This is a genomic window from Pseudomonas sp. KBN10P06128 (genome assembly GCF_037574945.1).
Classification (GTDB): Bacteria; Pseudomonadota; Gammaproteobacteria; order Pseudomonadales; family Pseudomonadaceae; genus Pseudomonas; species Pseudomonas aeruginosa.
On sequence record NZ_JBBELR010000001.1, the window covers coordinates 570553 to 587044 of the forward strand.

The 16492-nt window shown below is 67.6% G+C and carries 12 protein-coding genes; 8 read left to right on the forward strand and 4 right to left on the reverse strand.

What is annotated here, in order from left to right; all coding sequences use genetic code 11:
* Nucleotides 1-203: 203 nt before the first annotated feature.
* Together gcvA and VQ065_RS02585 are read left to right on the forward strand one after the other, a co-directional pair.
* The gene (gene gcvA, locus VQ065_RS02580) at nucleotides 204-1112 is read left to right on the forward strand and encodes a transcriptional regulator GcvA (protein WP_003084684.1); all 909 of its coding nucleotides are present in this window, start codon (nucleotides 204-206) and stop codon (nucleotides 1110-1112) included.
* A 151-nt stretch (nucleotides 1113-1263) separates the two neighbouring features.
* Complete coding sequence (locus VQ065_RS02585; RefSeq protein ID WP_003084686.1) at nucleotides 1264-1668, forward strand: acyl-CoA thioesterase; 405 nt, start codon at nucleotides 1264-1266, stop codon at nucleotides 1666-1668.
* 42 nt (nucleotides 1669-1710) lie between these two features.
* Here VQ065_RS02585 and VQ065_RS02590 read toward each other — a convergent pair whose 3' ends face one another.
* Entirely contained in the window at nucleotides 1711-3333 is a 1623-nt protein-coding gene (locus VQ065_RS02590; protein WP_003084688.1) for an inorganic phosphate transporter, read from the reverse strand.
* 379 nt (nucleotides 3334-3712) lie between these two features.
* Here VQ065_RS02590 and VQ065_RS02595 point away from each other — a divergent pair, with 379 nt between their 5' ends.
* The 3 genes from VQ065_RS02595 (at nucleotide 3713) to VQ065_RS02605 (ending at nucleotide 6674) form a co-directional block, all read left to right on the forward strand.
* The gene (locus tag VQ065_RS02595; RefSeq protein WP_003109734.1) at nucleotides 3713-5044 is read left to right on the forward strand and encodes an NfeD family protein; all 1332 of its coding nucleotides are present in this window, start codon (nucleotides 3713-3715) and stop codon (nucleotides 5042-5044) included.
* On the forward strand, nucleotides 5041-5835 hold the full coding sequence (locus tag VQ065_RS02600) for a slipin family protein (RefSeq protein WP_003084693.1): 795 nt from the start codon (nucleotides 5041-5043) through the stop codon (nucleotides 5833-5835). The genes VQ065_RS02595 and VQ065_RS02600 overlap by 4 nt, the downstream gene beginning before the upstream one ends.
* Nucleotides 5836-5942: 107 nt before the next feature.
* Complete coding sequence (locus VQ065_RS02605; RefSeq protein WP_003084696.1) at nucleotides 5943-6674, forward strand: substrate-binding periplasmic protein; 732 nt, start codon at nucleotides 5943-5945, stop codon at nucleotides 6672-6674.
* Here VQ065_RS02605 and yccS read toward each other — a convergent pair.
* On the reverse strand, nucleotides 6671-8872 hold the full coding sequence (yccS, locus tag VQ065_RS02610) for a YccS family putative transporter (protein ID WP_003084700.1): 2202 nt from the start codon (nucleotides 8870-8872) through the stop codon (nucleotides 6671-6673). The genes VQ065_RS02605 and yccS overlap by 4 nt on opposite strands.
* A gap of 261 nt (nucleotides 8873-9133) precedes the next feature.
* Entirely contained in the window at nucleotides 9134-10510 is a 1377-nt protein-coding gene (gene dbpA / locus VQ065_RS02615; protein WP_003084703.1) for an ATP-dependent RNA helicase DbpA, read from the reverse strand.
* A 347-nt stretch (nucleotides 10511-10857) separates the two neighbouring features.
* Between dbpA and VQ065_RS02620 the strand changes: the two genes are divergently transcribed.
* Entirely contained in the window at nucleotides 10858-11067 is a 210-nt protein-coding gene (locus VQ065_RS02620; RefSeq protein ID WP_003084710.1) for a cold-shock protein, read from the forward strand.
* A 150-nt stretch (nucleotides 11068-11217) separates the two neighbouring features.
* On the forward strand, nucleotides 11218-11742 hold the full coding sequence (gene rloA3, locus VQ065_RS02625) for a retropepsin-like aspartic peptidase RloA3 (protein WP_003084714.1): 525 nt from the start codon (nucleotides 11218-11220) through the stop codon (nucleotides 11740-11742).
* A 102-nt stretch (nucleotides 11743-11844) separates the two neighbouring features.
* Here rloA3 and mdtD read toward each other — a convergent pair whose 3' ends face one another.
* A complete protein-coding gene (gene mdtD, locus VQ065_RS02630) occupies nucleotides 11845-13278 on the reverse strand; it encodes a multidrug transporter subunit MdtD (RefSeq protein WP_003084717.1) in 1434 nt (477 codons plus the stop codon).
* Nucleotides 13279-13652: 374 nt separating this feature from the next.
* Here mdtD and clpG point away from each other — a divergent pair, with 374 nt between their 5' ends.
* Nucleotides 13653-16451, forward strand: coding sequence for an AAA family protein disaggregase ClpG (clpG, locus tag VQ065_RS02635; protein ID WP_003084722.1), 2799 nt, complete (start codon nucleotides 13653-13655; stop codon nucleotides 16449-16451).
* Nucleotides 16452-16492 lie beyond the last annotated feature (41 nt).

Here is a 16492-nt window from a genome sequence, read left to right on the forward strand (position 1 = left end):
GCGGTAGCGGAGGCTGGCGTGGGCCAGCCGGAATGGAAGCATCCTAAGAGCCTAGCGAATGGGGCGGCAAACGAGGAATTCGCACGCACTTGTGCTATTTTCTCACTCCGAGAAAATGAGTCTCGTATTTCATGCCCTTGAAGAGGCGCGAGGAATCGTGACCTGGGCGTCATAGATGCGAAACCGGCACTCCAGAGTCCTCCATGCGACGCAAGATCCCTTCCACCGCCGCGCTGGTCAGCTTCGAGTCCGCCGCGCGCCACGAGAGCTTCACCAAGGCGGCGGAGGAGTTGTCCCTGACCCAGAGCGCGATCTGCCGGCAGATCGCCACGCTCGAGGAGTTCCTCGGTGTCGAGCTGTTCCGTCGCTCGCGGCGCGGGGTCAAGCTCACCGAGGCCGGGCTGTCCTATAGCCGGCGGGTGGCGGTACGCCTCGACGCGGTGGAGCGCGACACCCTGGCGGTGATGGGGCACCAGGGCGGCGGCGCGATCGAACTGGCGGTGGTGCCGACCTTCGGCACCCAATGGCTGTTGCCGCGGCTCAAGCGCTTCCAGCGGCTGCACCCGGAGGTCACGATCAACCTGACCAACCGCACCCGCCCGTTCCTCTTCGCCGACACCGAGTTCGACGCCGCGCTGTACTTCGGCGACGCCGACTGGTCGGGTACCGTCTCGCATTTCCTGATGCGCGAGAATCCGGTGCCGGTGTGCAGCCCGGAGCTGCTGGGCGGGCGTCGAACGCTGAGCGCCGAGCAGGTCGCCGGGCTGCCGCTGATGCAGCAGAGCACCCGGCCCTACGCTTGGCGCCAGTGGTTTCACTCCCAGGGACTGAACGTCGCCCACGACATGAGCGGGCCGCGCTACGAGCTGTTCTCCATGCTTGCCCAGGCGGCCATGCACGGCATGGGCGTGGCCCTGATACCGCCCTTCCTGATCCAGGACGAGCTGGCCGACGGAAGGCTTATCGTGCCCATGCAACATGCCTATTTGAGCGAGAATGCGTATTACCTGATCATTCCCGAGCGCAGGGTCGAATCGGCGATGCTCAATGCCTTCCGCGACTGGCTGGTGGAAGAGGCCAGGCAGTACCGCGAGGCCAACGGGCTGGGCTGAACGCGCAGGAACATCGGGCGGCGCAGGCAGGACGCGCCGCCCCGGGACCGGGCCGATCCGCCGGGTCCCGCGGAGCCGCGGCGGCGATACCGCCGGGCATCCTCCACGACGGCCAGGATGGCGGCCGCGGAGCACCACACCAGGAGTTCACATGAATTTCCACACCCGCAAGTGGGTCAAGCCAGAAGATCTCAACCCCAACGGCACCCTGTTCGGCGGCAGCCTGCTGCGCTGGATCGATGAAGAAGCGGCGATCTACGCGATCATCCAGCTGGGCAACCAGCGCGTGGTCACCAAGTACATTTCCGAGATCAACTTCGTCAGCTCGGCGCGCCAGGGCGACATCATCGAGCTGGGCATCACCGCCACCGACTTCGGTCGTACCTCGCTGACCATGACCTGCCACGTGCGCAACAAGATCACCCGCAAGAGCATCCTCACCATCGACAAGATGGTCTTCGTCAACCTCGGCCCGGACGGCCTGCCGGCGCCCCACGGCAAGACCGAGATCACCTACATCAAGGACCAGTTCAAGGAAGACGAAGTCCTGCCCTGAGCGGCGCGACGAGCGGCCGGCACCCATGCCGGCCGCCGTGTTTCAGAACAGCCGGGTAAGCAGCCAGTAGAGCGAGGCCGAGAGCAGGATCGCCGCCGGCAGCGTCAGCACCCAGGCCATCAGCAGGTTGCGGATGGTCTTCCACTGTAGTCCCGAACCGTTCGCCGCCATGGTCCCGGCCACCCCGGAAGACAGCACATGGGTGGTGGAGACCGGCAAGCCATACAGGTCCGCCGCGCCAATGGTCAGCATCGCCACGGTTTCCGCCGAGGCGCCCTGGGCGTAGGTCAGGTGGGTCTTGCCGATCTTCTCGCCGACCGTCACCACGATGCGTTTCCAGCCGACCATGGTGCCCAGGCCGAGGGCGATGGCCACGGCGATCTTCACCCATAGCGGGATGAACTTGGTGGCATCGTCGATCTTCCGCTTGAACGCCTGCAACTTGCCGCGGGTGTCGGCGTCGAAGCGGCCGACGCCGTCCTTGTCCATCAGGCGGATCGCCTCGGAGGTCAGGTACATGTCGTTGCGCACGTTGCCCATGGCTTCCGCCGGTACCCGCGAGAACGCGCCATAGCCTTTCACTTCCTGGCCGATCGAGCCGGTCAGGGCGGCCAGCGCCGGGATCAGCTCAGGCGATGCCTGCTTGCTGCGCACGTAGTCGGAGAGTACCTGGCGCGGATCGGCCGGCGCCGGTTGCGGCGCGCTCTTCACCAGCGCTTGCTGGGTGACCTCGGCGACGGCGGCGAACTGCACCGCCTGGTCCGCCGGCATGGTGCGGTTCAGGGCGTAGGCCATCGGCAGGGTGCCGACCAGGATCAGCATGATCAGGCCCATGCCTTTCTGTCCGTCGTTGGAGCCGTGGGCGAAGGACACCCCGGTACAGGTCAGGATCAGCAGGCCGCGGATCCACCAGGGCGGCGGCGCCTTGCCCTTCGGCGCCTTGTACAGCGCGCGGTTCTTCACCAGCAGGCGCAGCGCCAGGAGCAACAGGGCGGCGCAGGCGAAGCCGATCAGCGGCGAGAGCAGCAGGGAGTAGCCGACCTTGGTCGCCTGGCCCCAGTCCACCCCGCTGGTGCCATCGCGCCCGTGCATCAGCGCGTTGGCCACGCCGACGCCGATGATCGAGCCGATCAGGGTGTGCGAGGACGACGCCGGCAGGCCCAGCCACCAGGTCCCGAGGTTCCACAGGATGGCGGCGATCAGCAGGGCGAAGACCATGGCGAAGCCGGCCGAGGAACCGACCTGCAGGATCAGTTCCACCGGCAGCAGGGCGATGATGCCGAAGGCCACCGCGCCGCTGGAGAGCAATACGCCGAGAAAGTTGAAGCAACCCGACCAGACCACCGCGAAGTGCGGCGGCAGCGAGTGGGTGTAGATCACCGTGGCCACCGCGTTGGCGGTGTCGTGGAAGCCGTTGACGAACTCGAAGCCGAGGGCGATCAGCAGGGCCACGCCGAGCAGCAGGAAGGGCGTCCAGGTGGTGATCGTGGAACCGACGTCATCGACGTCCTGCATCAGGCTGTAGGCGCTGAACAGCAGTCCGATGGCGAGCACGGCGAAGAATACGAGGGCGGTGAGGCGGCCGGGACGTTGCTCGGGATGGGGCTTGTGCGCGTTGCCGGCGGCACTGGCGACGGCGTCGGCGGGAAGGACATCGGAGGTCATGGTACGGGTCCGCGCTGGGGATGACCGGCACATGATGGGCAGGCGATTGTGACAAGTTATGTCTTGCGCATACCGGCTTCGTCTGGCGAAGAAAGGACAAGGGCCGCGGGAGGCCGCCGGAAGCCGGATGGGGTCGGGCGCCAGGCGGCCTGCCCGCTGCGGCCGCGAAGATTAATGAATTCCTGTGGCGAGTGCCATCATTTCGTCGCTAAAAAGTTGGCATGTTGAGGGATTTGCCGATCCGGACACGCGCGGGGAAGGCGAGAGCCACTGAACTAGACTCAGAAGTGCGCGGCGGGGCCGGTCGCTTGCCGGCCCGGTGCGCGGGACGAGCACCTTCGTCCCGGGGTGGCCCGGCCGGGCGGTCGGGGAGGTCGATATGCGGATGCCGTGCCGGCTCGCGCTGGCGCTGTTGCTGTGCTTCGCCGGCCCGGCCTGTCTCGCGGCCTCCGGACCGGTTCGGGTGCTCTCGGTGGATGGTGCGATCGGCCCGGCCAGCGCCGATTACCTGGTGCGCGGCATCGAGCGTGCCGCCGAGGACGGCGCGCAACTGGTGGTGCTGGAACTGGACACGCCCGGCGGCCTGGACGCATCGATGCGGCGCATCGTCAAGGCGATCCTCGCCAGCCAGGTGCCGGTCGCCGGTTTCGTCGCGCCCAGCGGGGCGCGGGCGGCGAGCGCCGGCACCTACATCCTGTATGCCTGCCATATCGCGGCGATGGCGCCGGGCACCAACCTCGGCGCTGCCACCCCGGTGCGCCTGGGGACGCCGGACAAGCCCGCAGAGAAGCCCCCGGCGCGGGACGCCGAACCCATGGCGCGCAAGCAGGTCAACGACGCCGCCGCCTATATCCGTGGCCTCGCGCAACTGCGGGGGCGCAACGTCGAGTGGGCCGAGCGCGCGGTGCGCGAGGCGGTCAGCCTGGCGGCGCACGAGGCGGCGGCGCAGAAGGTGATCGACCTGCAGGCCCGCGACCTGCCCGACCTGCTGCGCCAGCTCGACGGCCGCAGCCTGCGCGTCGGCGAGCGCGCGCTGACCCTGGTTACCGCCGGCGCCACGATCGAGCGCCAGGCACCGGACTGGCGCGCGCGGTTGCTGGCGGTGCTCACCGATCCCAGCGTGGCGCTGATCCTGATGATGATCGGCATCTACGGGCTGATCTTCGAACTGGCCAATCCCGGCATGGCGCTGCCCGGCGTGCTCGGCGGCATCTGCCTGCTGCTCGGCCTGTACGCCCTGCAGATGCTGCCGCTCAACTACGCCGGGCTGGCGCTGATCGCGCTGGGCCTGGCGTTCATGGTGGGCGAGGCGTTCGTCGCCAGCTTCGGCGTGCTCGGCATCGGCGGAATCGTCTCGTTCGTGGTCGGCGCGCTGATCCTGATCGATACCGAGGTGCCCGGCTACGGCATTCCGCCCGGCCTGGTGGTGGCCCTGGCGTTGCTCAGCGCCGCGCTGATCGTCGGTCTGCTGGGCATGGCCCTGCGTACTCGCCGGCAAGCGGTGGTAAGTGGCACCGCCGGATTGGTCGGCAGCCTGGCGACGGTGGCGGCGGTGGATTCCGAACAACCCTGCGCAGGCTGGGTGCTGCTCCAGGGCGAGCGCTGGCGGGTGCTCGCCGCGCGGCCGCTGGCGGTGGGCCAGCCGGTCTGGGTGCTGGCGCGCAAGGGCCTGCTCCTGGAAGTCGCGCTGGCCGATGAAGGAGGTGGATGATGGGTATTTCCTATGGTTTGGCGATGTTGCTGGTGTTCCTCGCGCTGCTGCTGTTCAGCGCGCTGCGCATCCTCCGCGAGTACGAGCGCGGCGTGGTGTTCCAGCTCGGGCGGTTCTGGAAGGTCAAGGGGCCGGGGCTGGTGCTGGTGATCCCGGCGATCCAGCAGATGGTGCGCATCGACCTGCGCACCATCGTTCTCGACGTGCCGCCGCAGGATGTGATTTCCCGCGACAACGTTTCGGTGAAGGTCAACGCGGTGGTGTACTTCCGCGTGCTCGATCCGCAGAAGGCGATCATCCAGGTGGAGAACTACCTGGCCGCCACCAGCCAGTTAGCGCAGACCACCCTGCGCGCGGTGCTGGGCAAGCACGAACTGGACGAGATGCTCGCCGAGCGCGAGCGCCTGAACCTGGATATCCAGCAAGTGCTCGATGCGCAGACCGACGCCTGGGGCATCAAGGTGGCGAATGTGGAAATCAAGCACGTCGATCTCAACGAATCGATGGTCCGCGCCATCGCCCGGCAGGCCGAGGCGGAGCGTGAGCGCAGGGCCAAGGTGATCCATGCCGAGGGCGAGTTGCAAGCCTCGGAGAAACTCATGCAGGCGGCGCAGATGCTCGGCCGGCAGAGTGGCGCCATGCAGTTGCGCTACATGCAGACCCTCGGCGCGATCGCCGGCGACAAGAGTTCGACCATCGTCTTCCCGATGCCGATCGAACTCTTCGGCGGCAAGTACGCAGGTGCCGCGCCGCGAAACGAAAAGGCCGCCGGAGAGGACGAGGAGAGGTGAACGCGTGCGGTTTGTGATGGAAATATCATCGAGCCGCGACACGGGGACATGCGTGCCCGGGGTCGGGATGGCTATGCTGTGGCGATCCACTCCCGGGACGCTCCTTCATGCTGCGATGCGCACTCCTGCTGCTGACATTGCTCCTCCCTTGCGCGCTGCCTGCCGCCAACCTGCGCCTGGTCGGCGACTCCTGGCCGCCTTTCGTCGATTCGCGCCTGCCTGGCAACGGCCTGGCGGTGGAACTGGTGACCACCGCGCTCAAGCGCGCCGGCTTCGACTCGAGTTTCCAGCAGGTACCCTGGTCGCGTGCCCTGTACGGCGTGCGCAGCGGCGACTACGACATCGCCCTGAGCGCCTGGTACGAGCCCGCCCGCAGCCTCTACGGGCAGTTTTCCCGCGCCTACCTGAGCAACCGCATCCGCCTGCTGCAACGCAAGGGGCGGGGTATCGAGTTTTCCCGCCTGAGCGACCTGCGTCCCTACCGCATCGCGGTCGTGCGCGACTATGCCTACGCGCCCGAATTCGACCGTGACAGCCGTCTGCAGAAGGTCAACGTGACCAGCTTCGCCAACGCCGCGCGGATGCTCGAGGCGGGGCGGGTCGACCTGGCGGTGGAGGACGAGCTGGCGCTGGGGGTCGCCTTCAAGGGCGAACTGGCCGATTTGCGCGACAAGCTGGAGGTACTGCCCATCCCGCTTGGCGAGAACGGCCTGCACCTGCTGGTGAGCCTGAGGAATCCCCGGCATGACGAGATCGTCGAAGGCTTCGACCTGGCCATCCGCGGCATGCGCGACGACGGCAGCTACCAGCGCCTGCTGGAGCGCTACGGCGCGCGCTAGGGCTGGCCTGGCAGCGGCTGCGCGCCGGCCAGTTCCTTCTTCAGCAAGTGCGCGGCCAGGGTGCGCAGCGGGGCGAGCTGGCGGCAGATGTGCGCCAGTTGGGTCTGTACCAGGCGATGGCTGTCGTCCATGTCCTCGGGCATCTGCTCCAGTTCCTTGGCCAGCGCTTCCTCCTCTTCGCTGTAGATGGCGACCGGGCGTTTCTGTTCCAGGCTCGCGGCGATTTCCTCGAGGCTGGCGGAGAGCCGCTCGGCGGCGCGCTCCAGGAGGCCGTCGCTGGCGTCCTCGGGCAGGCTTTCGCGGTGCGCGCCGAGACCGGATAGATAGCTGAGCAGGGTGTGCGAGAGGACCAGGAAGCGGAAGCCGATCTCGGCGTCCTTCCTGAAGTGGCCGGGCTCCAGGAGCATGTTCGACAGGGTGGTCGAGAGCGCTGCGTCGGCGTTGTGCGCGTTGCGCCGGGCGGTGCGGTAGTCGAGGTCGTCGCGCTTGCCGGTGGCGTACTGCTGCATGATCTGCCGCAGGTAACGGCTGTTGCAGGCGAGGGTGTTGGCGAGCATGCGGTTGAGCCGGCGGCCCTGCCAGTCGGGCAGCACCAGGAACACCGCGAGGCCGGCGATCAGGCTGCCCAGCAAGGTATCGAACAGGCGGGGCAGGATCAGCCCGTAGCCATCGCCGACCTGGTTGAAGCAGAACAGCACCAGCAGGGTGATCGCCGCCGTCGCCAGGGTATAGCGACTGCTGCGGGTGGCGAAGAAGGCGACCCCGGCGGCGACCGCGAACAGCGACTGCACCAGCGGGCTGGGGAACAGGTCGATCAGCGCCCAGCCGACCACCAGGCCGACCACCGTACCGAGGATCCGCTGCACCAGGCGCAGGCGGGTCGCGCCATAGTTGGGCTGGCAGACGAACACCGTGGTGAGCAGTATCCAGTAGCCCTGGGTCGGATGGATCCAGTGCAGCACGCCGTAGCCGGCGGTCAGCGCCAGGGCCATGCGCAGGCCGTGGCGGAACAGCAGCGAGGTCGGGGTGAGCTGCTGGCGCAGGCGCTCGAAGGCGTCCTTCAGGCTGCGCGGCGAGCGGTCGAGCAGGGCGCTGTCCTGTTCGTCGGCGATGGCGTCCGGGTTGCTCGCCCCGGCCAGCTTGCGGTCCAGCGTGGTGAGGTTGGCGGCCAGGGCGCCGAGCGAGCGAAGCAGGCCCTTCCAGGCCGGGTTGCTCTGCTGGCGCAGGTGTTCGAGCGAGGCCTGGAGGTCTTCCAGGGCCAGCTCGCGGTCGGCGTAGTCGAACGGCTGGCGCAGGCGGATAGCCCGCGCCAGGGCCTGGCAGGCCTTGCCCTGCTGGTTGAGCAGGCGCTGGCAGCGGAACAGCACGTCGCTGTGGAAGAACGCCTCGGCCAGCCGGTTGTACGGGTAGTGCGAGGAACTGGCGCGCTCGTGGACGTCCTGGGCGATGAAATAGAGCTTCAGGTAGCGGCTCACCTTGGGGCCCGGCCGGCCATGGCCGAGGCGGTTGAGAATGGTCTCCTTGGCCTGGTTCAGCGCCACCACCACCTTGCCGTTCTGCCGTGCCAGGGCGAGGCGCTGGCCCTCCACGTCGAGCTGGCGCAACGGTTCGAACAGGCTCGACTTGATCCTCAGGTATTCGCCCAGCTCGAAATACAGGCGGGAAAGACTCTGCTGCACCGGCTGGTTGGAGAACAGCGCGTTCCACAGCACTGAGAGCAGCCCGTACCAGGCCGCCCCGGCCACCAGCAGCAGCGGTTCGTGCCAGACATCGGCGACCTCACCGCCGCGCTGGTCCACGCCGATCATGGTGTAGATCGAGAGGATCAGGGTCGCCGAGGCGATCGCCGCATAGCGCTCGCCGAGGGCGCCGAGGAGGATCATGCCGAACGCCGACAGCGCCATCCCGGAAACGAACAGCCAGGGATAGGGGAACAGCAACTCGACGGCGAAGGCGGCGACGCTGAAGCACAGCAGGGTCACCAGCAGCGCTTGCAGGCGGCCGAGCCAGTTGTCGTCGGTCTCCGCCAGGGCGCTGGCGATGATCCCGAGGAACAGCGGGATCAGCAGCTCGATGCGGTCCTGCCACCAGCACAGCAGCAGGGCGCCGGCCAGGGCGATGAACACCCGCAGGCTGTAGGCGAACTTGTCGAGGGCCCAGAGGCGGCGGAGCGTGTGTGTCAGCGAAGAGGGCGGCATGGGGGCGGAGTGCTATCCGATGGTCCGTGGTTCAGCCTATGTGGCCTGTCCGGCTAATTCAATCGGCCGATTTCGCGCGCCTGGAAGTCCGCTGCCCGCCGCAGTCGCAGGAAACGCTGCCGTGGGCAACTCGGTCGAGCCGGGCATCTGGCGGATGCAGGCTTCGTGCCTGCGAACGCTAAGACGTCGTCGCCGCGCCGGAAGTTACCCGGCGGCGATATCGCGCGCCGGAGCGGGCCCGGCGAGCGAAGCGGCGGCGCGCTACAGCAGGCGGACCTTGAACGAGCGCCCCTTGATCTTGCCTTCGCTCAGGCGCTTGAGGGCCTGGTGGGCGAGGCCGCGCTCGATGGCGACGAAGGCCTGGAAGTCGAAGATGGCGATCTTGCCCACCGCGCTGCCGGGCAGCCCGGCGTCGCCGGTGAGGGCACCGAGCAGGTCGCCGGGGCGCACCTTGTCCTTGCGTCCGCCGGCGATGCACAGGGTGCTCATCGGCGGCAGCAATGGCTCCGGGCTGGCCTTCAACTGGCCGAGGGCGTACCAGGCCAGCGGCTGCTTCTGCAGGTCCTCGATGGCCTGCGCGCGGCTGGCCTCGGCCGGCGCCACCAGCGACAGGGCCAGGCCTTTCTCGCCGGCGCGACCGCTGCGTCCGATGCGATGGATGTGGACCTCCGGGTCGCGCGCCAGCTCGACGTTGATCACCGTTTCCAGGGCGGCGATGTCCAGCCCGCGGGCGGCCACGTCGGTGGCCACCAGTACGTTGCAACTGCGGTTGGCGAACACCGTCAGGACCTGGTCGCGCTCGCGCTGCTCCAGGTCGCCGTGCAGGGCCAGGGCGGAAATCCGCTGCGCCTTCAGTGCGTCGGCCAGCTCCTGGCACTGCTGGCGGGTCTGGCAGAAGGCCACGCAGGACTGCGGCCGGAAATGCTGGAGCAGGCGTACCACGGCGTCCATGCGCTGCTTCGGGTCGATCTCGAAGAAGCGCTGCTCGATCTGGCTGTCGGCGTGCAGCGACTCGACCTTCACCTGTCGCGGATCGCGCATGAAGGTCTTCGCCAGCTTCTCGATGCCGTCCGGGTAGGTGGCGGAGAACAGCAGGGTCTGCCGGCGCTCGGGGAGCTGGCCGATGATCTCGGCGATGCTGTCGTAGAAGCCCATGTCGAGCATCCGGTCGGCTTCGTCGAGGACTAGGGTATTGAGCCCGTCGAGGACCAGGGTGCCTTTGCGCAGGTGCTCCTGGATGCGCCCCGGGGTGCCGACCACCACGTGCGCGCCGTGCTCCAGCGAAGCCACCTGCGGGCCGTAGGGGACGCCGCCGCAGAGGGTCAGGACCTTGATGTTGTCGGCGGCGCGGGCCAGCCGGCGGATCTCCTTGGCGACCTGGTCGGCCAGTTCGCGGGTCGGGCACAGCACCAGCGCCTGGCAGCCGAAGTAGCGCGGGTTCAGCGGGCTGAGCAGGGCGAGGCCGAAGGCCGCGGTCTTGCCGCTGCCGGTCTTGGCCTGGGCGATCAGGTCGTGACCCTGGAGGATCAGCGGCAGGCTCTGCGCCTGGATCGGCGTCATCTCCCGGTAACCGAGGGAGTCGAGATTGGCCAGGAGGTCCGCGGAAAGCGGCAGCGAGGAGAAAGCGGTGGAGGTCACGGGGCAGGGCTCGGCAGGCGATACGAGCGGCTAGTCTAGCAGCCTGCGGCGGCTTGCCGCGTGCGATCGCCGCCGGAGCAGCAGCGACAGGCAATGTATCTTTGGCCAGTACCGTTCGTCCGAAAAACGAAAAAAGCGCGTTTCTGTATTTTTATACAGGTTCGCTTTCCTCAGTTTTTTGTCGTAGAGTGCTGACACTGTGTTTGCATGGGTCGCCGTCGATCGTGACCTGATGCGGTCGGAAATTCCAGCCCGTCCTGCTCGACTCCTTGTAACTCCTTGCAACTCAGTTACCGGCTACGATTTCGTGGCTAAATCAATACCCATAGTTCCAAGGAGAACTTGCAATGTCCCGTCAGAACGGCACCGTTAAGTGGTTCAACGAAACCAAAGGCTACGGCTTCATTACCCCGGAAAGCGGCCCGGACGTTTTCGTTCACTTCCGTGCCATCGAAGGTAACGGCTTCAAGACCCTGGCCGAAGGCCAGAAGGTCAGCTTCGAAGTCGTACAAGGCCAGAAAGGCATGCAGGCCGAGCGCGTTCAGGTGATCAACTAAGATCCCTGGGCCCCAGCCCGAAGAACCCGGATGGAAGCATCCGGGTTTTTTATTGCCCGGAGAAAACCGTCACACTGTCTTCGCCTGCCGTTCACCCTGTCTTGACGAGTTCCCGCCCAGAGTGGCCCGGTCCCGTTCGGAGTCGTTTCGATGAAGCCTGTGCAATCCCGTCGTCTGGCCTTCGCCGCGCTGTTGTCGCTGTCGTTCTCTTCCGCGTCCTGCCATGCCGCCACCGAGCACTGGGGCTGGATCGAGCAGTCCTGGCTGATGCCCGAGCGCATGCAGGCCAAGGCCAAGCTGGATACCGGCGCGCTGACCTCGTCGCTGGACGCGAGGAATATCCATCGCTACAAGAAGGACGGCGAGCGCTGGGTGCGCTTCGATGTCGTGCTGCCCACCGCCGACAGCAAGGCGCCGGTCAGCGTGACCTTCGAGCGCAAGGTGCTGCGGCTGATCAAGGTGCGCGGCGCCGGTGGCAGCGACAGCCGTCCGGTGGTGGCGATGGACATCTGCCTGGGCGCCAAGCTGCTGCGCGAGCAGTTCTCCCTGCGCGACCGCGGCAACATGAACTATCCGGTGCTGCTCGGCCGCCGCACGCTCGAACACCTCGGCGCGGTCGACGTGTCCCGAACCTTCACCCGCAAACCCACCTGCGGCGCGCTCGCCGCTCAGTAGAAGAACCCGCGCGGCAGTCCGGCGGCCAGCGCCAGCCGGGGCAGCACGATCAGCGCCGTCATCCACAGGTTGCGCGGGCGCGCCTCGTCCTCGCGAGCCCGGCTAGAGGTCCGGGTCCTTTTCCGGATCGACCCGGCGCGGGCTGGTGCGGCCGTCCTCGCTGCCGAGCTGGAAGAAGATCGCTGCGGCCAGCATCGACATCAGGCCGACGCTGACATAGGTGGCGTGGAAGGCGCCGAGTACGGTGTCCTGCCCCGTATCCAGGTCGGTCTGGAAACCGCCCAGCAACGCCGCCGCGCAAGCCACGCCAAGGCTGATCGACAATTGCACGACCACCGACATCAGGCTGTTGCCGCTGCTGGCGTTGCTGTCCTGCAGGTCGATCAGGGTTAGGGTGTTCATCGCCGTGAATTGCAGGGAGTTCACCGCGCCGAGCAGGCTCAGGTGCAGCAGCAGCCAGACGTAGGGGGTGTCCTGGTCGACCAGGCCGAAGCCGGCGATCAGGCAGCCGAGGATCAGGGTGTTGCCGACCAGCAGCTTGCGATAGCCGAAGAAGTCCAGCAGTGGCTTGGCCATCGGCTTGGCGACCATCGCGAACAGCGCCAGCGGGATCATGGTCATGCCCGCGGTGGAAGGCGGGTAGCCCAGTCCCACCTGCAGCAGCAGCGGGGTGAGGAAGGGCAGGGCGCCGCTGCCCAGGCGGGCGAACAGGTTGCCGAGGATGCCGACGGCGAAGGTCCGCGCCTTGAACAGGCTCGGCGGGAACAGCGGCTTGTCGATGCGTAGCGCGCGCAGCCAGTAGGCGGTGAGCAGGACCAGTCCGCCGATCAGCAGCAGGACCACGCGCAGGTGCGACAGGTGCAGCTCGCCGAGTCCTTCCAGGGCGATGGAGATCAGCACCATGGAGCCGCCGAAGAGCAGGAAGCCGATGCTGTCGAAACGGCTCGGCACCGGGCTGCGCAGGTCCGGCATCAGCTTCATCGCCACCAGGCAGCCGAGCAGGCCGACCGGCAGGTTGATCAGGAAGATCCAGTGCCAGGAGGCGTACTCCACCAGCCAGCCGCCCAGCGTCGGTCCCGCCAGCGGGCCGAGCAGGCCGGGAATGGTGACGAAGCTGAGCACCCGCACCAGGTCCTGGCGCGGGTAGACGCGCAGGATCACCAGCCGTCCCACCGGCATCATCAGCGCGCCGCCGACGCCCTGTACGATGCGCGCGCCGACCAGCAGTTCGAGGCTCGGCGACAGCGCGCAAAGCAACGAGCCGAGGCTGAACAGCAATACCGCGCCGAGGAATACCCGGCGTGTGCCGAAACGGTCGGCGATCCACCCCGAGGCCGGTATCAGCAGGGCCACCGTGAGCAGGTAGGCGATCACCACCGCCTGCATGCGCAGCGGGTTTTCGTTCAGCGAACTGGCCATGCTCGGTAGTGCGGTGTTGAGGATGGTGCCGTCGAGGGCTTGCATGAAGAAGGCGACGGCGACCAGCCAGGGCAGTTGGCGGGCGATGCGGGGGGTGAGCTGGAACGGCTCGCTCATGGACGGGCTCCCTCGGGCGGACAGGGCCCAAGCATAGAGAAGTTCTCGCCGCGATGGGACGGCCGACGACCGGATCGGGGCGAACAGCGGGCATTGCGGCGGAAGTCGCGGGCCAGAGCGGTCGCCTTTCATTGTCCTGGGTCAAGCCGAAGCGCTGGCGCTCGCCGGCTGCTGTGCTAGTACTCAAGAGTCACCCCGTCAGTGGCTGCGGATGCGACGCCGGCGCTTCGTCATCGCACGGACATGTCCCGCGTTGCATGCTCGACGGCGCGTGCTTCACCGCCTTGTCGCGATGTTCTCCACGCAGCGCTCGGCGACCCCGGTCGCCGCCGCCGTCGCCGAAGCCCACCTTCCGTGGAAACAGGAGCCCTCCCATGGCCCAGGAACTTTGCGCTATCTGCCACGAACGTCCCGCCGTCGCCCGCGTCAGCCTGGTACAGAACGGCCAGCGCCGCGAACTCGCCCTCTGCGAACTGCACTACCGCCAGTTGATGCGCCAGCAGCGCATGCGCTCGCCGCTGGAGTCGCTGTTCGGCGGCGGCAGCCCGTTCGACGAGATCTTCTCCGGCTTCGGCGAGCAGAGCCCGGTCACCCCGGTGCGCGCCCGCGAGCCGGAGGCGGTGGACATCGCCGAGTACTTCAGCAAGCAGACCACCGAGTACCTGCAACGCGCCGCGCAGGTCGCCGCCGAATTCGGCAAGCGCGAAGTGGACACCGAGCACCTGCTCTACGCCCTGGCCGACGCCGACGTGGTGCAGGCGGTGCTCAAGCAGTTCGGCCTGTCGCCGGCCGACCTCAAGCAGTACATCGAGGCCAACGCCGTGCGCGGCGCCAGCAAGGGCGAGGCGAGCGAGGACATGACCATCTCGCCGCGGGTGAAGAGCGCCTTGCAGCACGCCTTCGCCCTGTCCCGCGAACTCGGCCACAGCTATGTCGGCCCCGAGCACCTGTTGCTCGGCCTGGCGGCGGTGCCGGACAGCTTCGCCGGGACGCTCCTGAAGAAGTACGGCCTGACCGAGCAGGCGCTACGGCAGAAAGCGGTCAAGGTGGTCGGCAAGGGCGCCGAGGACGGCCGCGTGGACGGCCCGAGCAACACTCCGCAGCTGGACAAGTTCAGCCGCGACCTGACCCGGCTGGCCCGCGAAGGCAAGCTCGATCCGGTGATCGGCCGCTCGAAGGAAGTCGAGACCACCATCGAGGTGCTCGCCCGGCGCAAGAAGAACAACCCGGTGCTGATCGGCGAGCCCGGCGTCGGCAAGACCGCCATCGTCGAAGGCCTGGCCCAGCGCATGGTCCAGGGCGAGGTGCCGGAGGTGCTGCGCGACAAGCGCCTGGTCGAACTGAACATCAACGCCATGGTCGCCGGCGCCAAGTACCGCGGCGAGTTCGAGGAACGCCTCAAGCAGGTGATGGACGAACTGCAGGCGGCGCAGAGCGAGATCATCCTGTTCATCGACGAGGTGCACACCATCGTCGGTGCCGGCCAGGGCGGCGGCGAAGGCGGGCTGGACGTGGCCAACGTGCTGAAGCCGGCGATGGCGCGCGGCGAGATGAACCTGATCGGCGCCACCACCCTCAACGAGTACCAGAAGTACATCGAGAAGGACGCCGCGCTGGAGCGGCGCTTCCAGCCGGTGTTCGTCCCCGAGCCGACGGTGGAGCAGACCATCTCCATCCTCCGTGGCCTGCGCGACAAGCTCGAAGGCCACCACAAGGTGACCATCCGCGACGAGGCCTTCGTCGCCGCCGCCGAGCTGTCCGACCGCTACATCGGCAACCGCTTCCTGCCGGACAAGGCCATCGACCTGATCGACCAGGCCGCCGCCCGCGTGCGCATCGCCAGCACCTCGCGGCCGGCCGAGATCCAGGAACTGGAGGCCGAGCTGGCGCAGCTCAAGCGCGAGCAGGACTACGCCGCCAGCCGCAAGTGGTACGACGAGGCGAAGGTCTTCGAGAAACGCATCCAGGAACGCAAGGAACACCTCGAGCAGATCACCGAGCGCTGGCAGCAGACCCAGGGGTCGAAGACCGAGGAGGTGCGGGTCGAGGACATCGCCGAGATCATCTCCAAGCTCACCGGCATCCCGGTCACCGAACTGACCGCCGAGGAGCGCGAGAAGCTCCTGCAGATGGAAGAGCGCCTGCACCAGCGGGTGATCGGCCAGCAGGAAGCGATCACCGCGGTCAGCGACGCCGTGCGCCTGGCCCGCGCCGGGCTGCGCCAGGGCAGCCGGCCGATCGCCACCTTCCTGTTCCTCGGCCCGACCGGGGTGGGCAAGACCGAGCTGGCCAAGGCCTTGGCCGAGGTGGTGTTCGGCGACGAAGACGCGATGATCCGCATCGACATGAGCGAATACATGGAGCGCCACGCGGTGTCCCGGCTGATCGGTGCGCCGCCGGGCTACGTCGGCTACGACGAGGGCGGCCAGCTCACCGAGCGGGTGCGCCGGCGGCCGTACAGCGTGATCCTGCTCGACGAGATCGAGAAGGCCCACGCCGACGTCAACAACATCCTCCTGCAGGTGTTCGACGACGGCCGCCTGACCGACGGCAAGGGGCGCGTGGTGGACTTCACCAACACCATCATCATCGCCACCAGCAACCTCGGCTCCGAGCTGATCATGAAGAACGCCCAGGCCGGCGAGTTCGCCCAGCCGCCGGAGAAGCTCAAGCGCGAACTGATGACTACCCTGCGCGGGCATTTCCGCCCGGAATTCCTCAACCGCCTCGACGAGGTGATCGTCTTCGAATCGTTGAGCAAGGCGCAGATCGAGGACATCGTGCGCCTGCAACTGGAGCGGGTGAAGCGCGCCGCGCACGCCCAGGACATCTACCTGCACATCGACGACAGCCTGGTCGGCCACCTCGCCGAAGAGGCCTACCAGCCGGAGTTCGGCGCCCGCGAACTGAAGCGGCAGATCCGCCAGCAACTGGAGACGCGCCTGGCCACGGCGATGCTCAAGGGCGAGGTGAAGGAGGGCGAGACGGTCACCTTCTTCTACGACGCCAAGGACGGCGTCGGCTACCGCAAGGGCGCCGCGCCGAAGCCGGCGGCACGCAAGAAGTCCGGTGCCGGCGAGACGCCCAGGGGCCGCGCGACGGCGGCGAGGAAGCCGGCGGCGAAGAAAGGCGCCGCCGCCAAGGGCAAGGCCGACAAGCCGAAGGCCAAGTGACCCGACCAAGGTTGGGGAACAAGGCACCGGCCGGCCGGTCG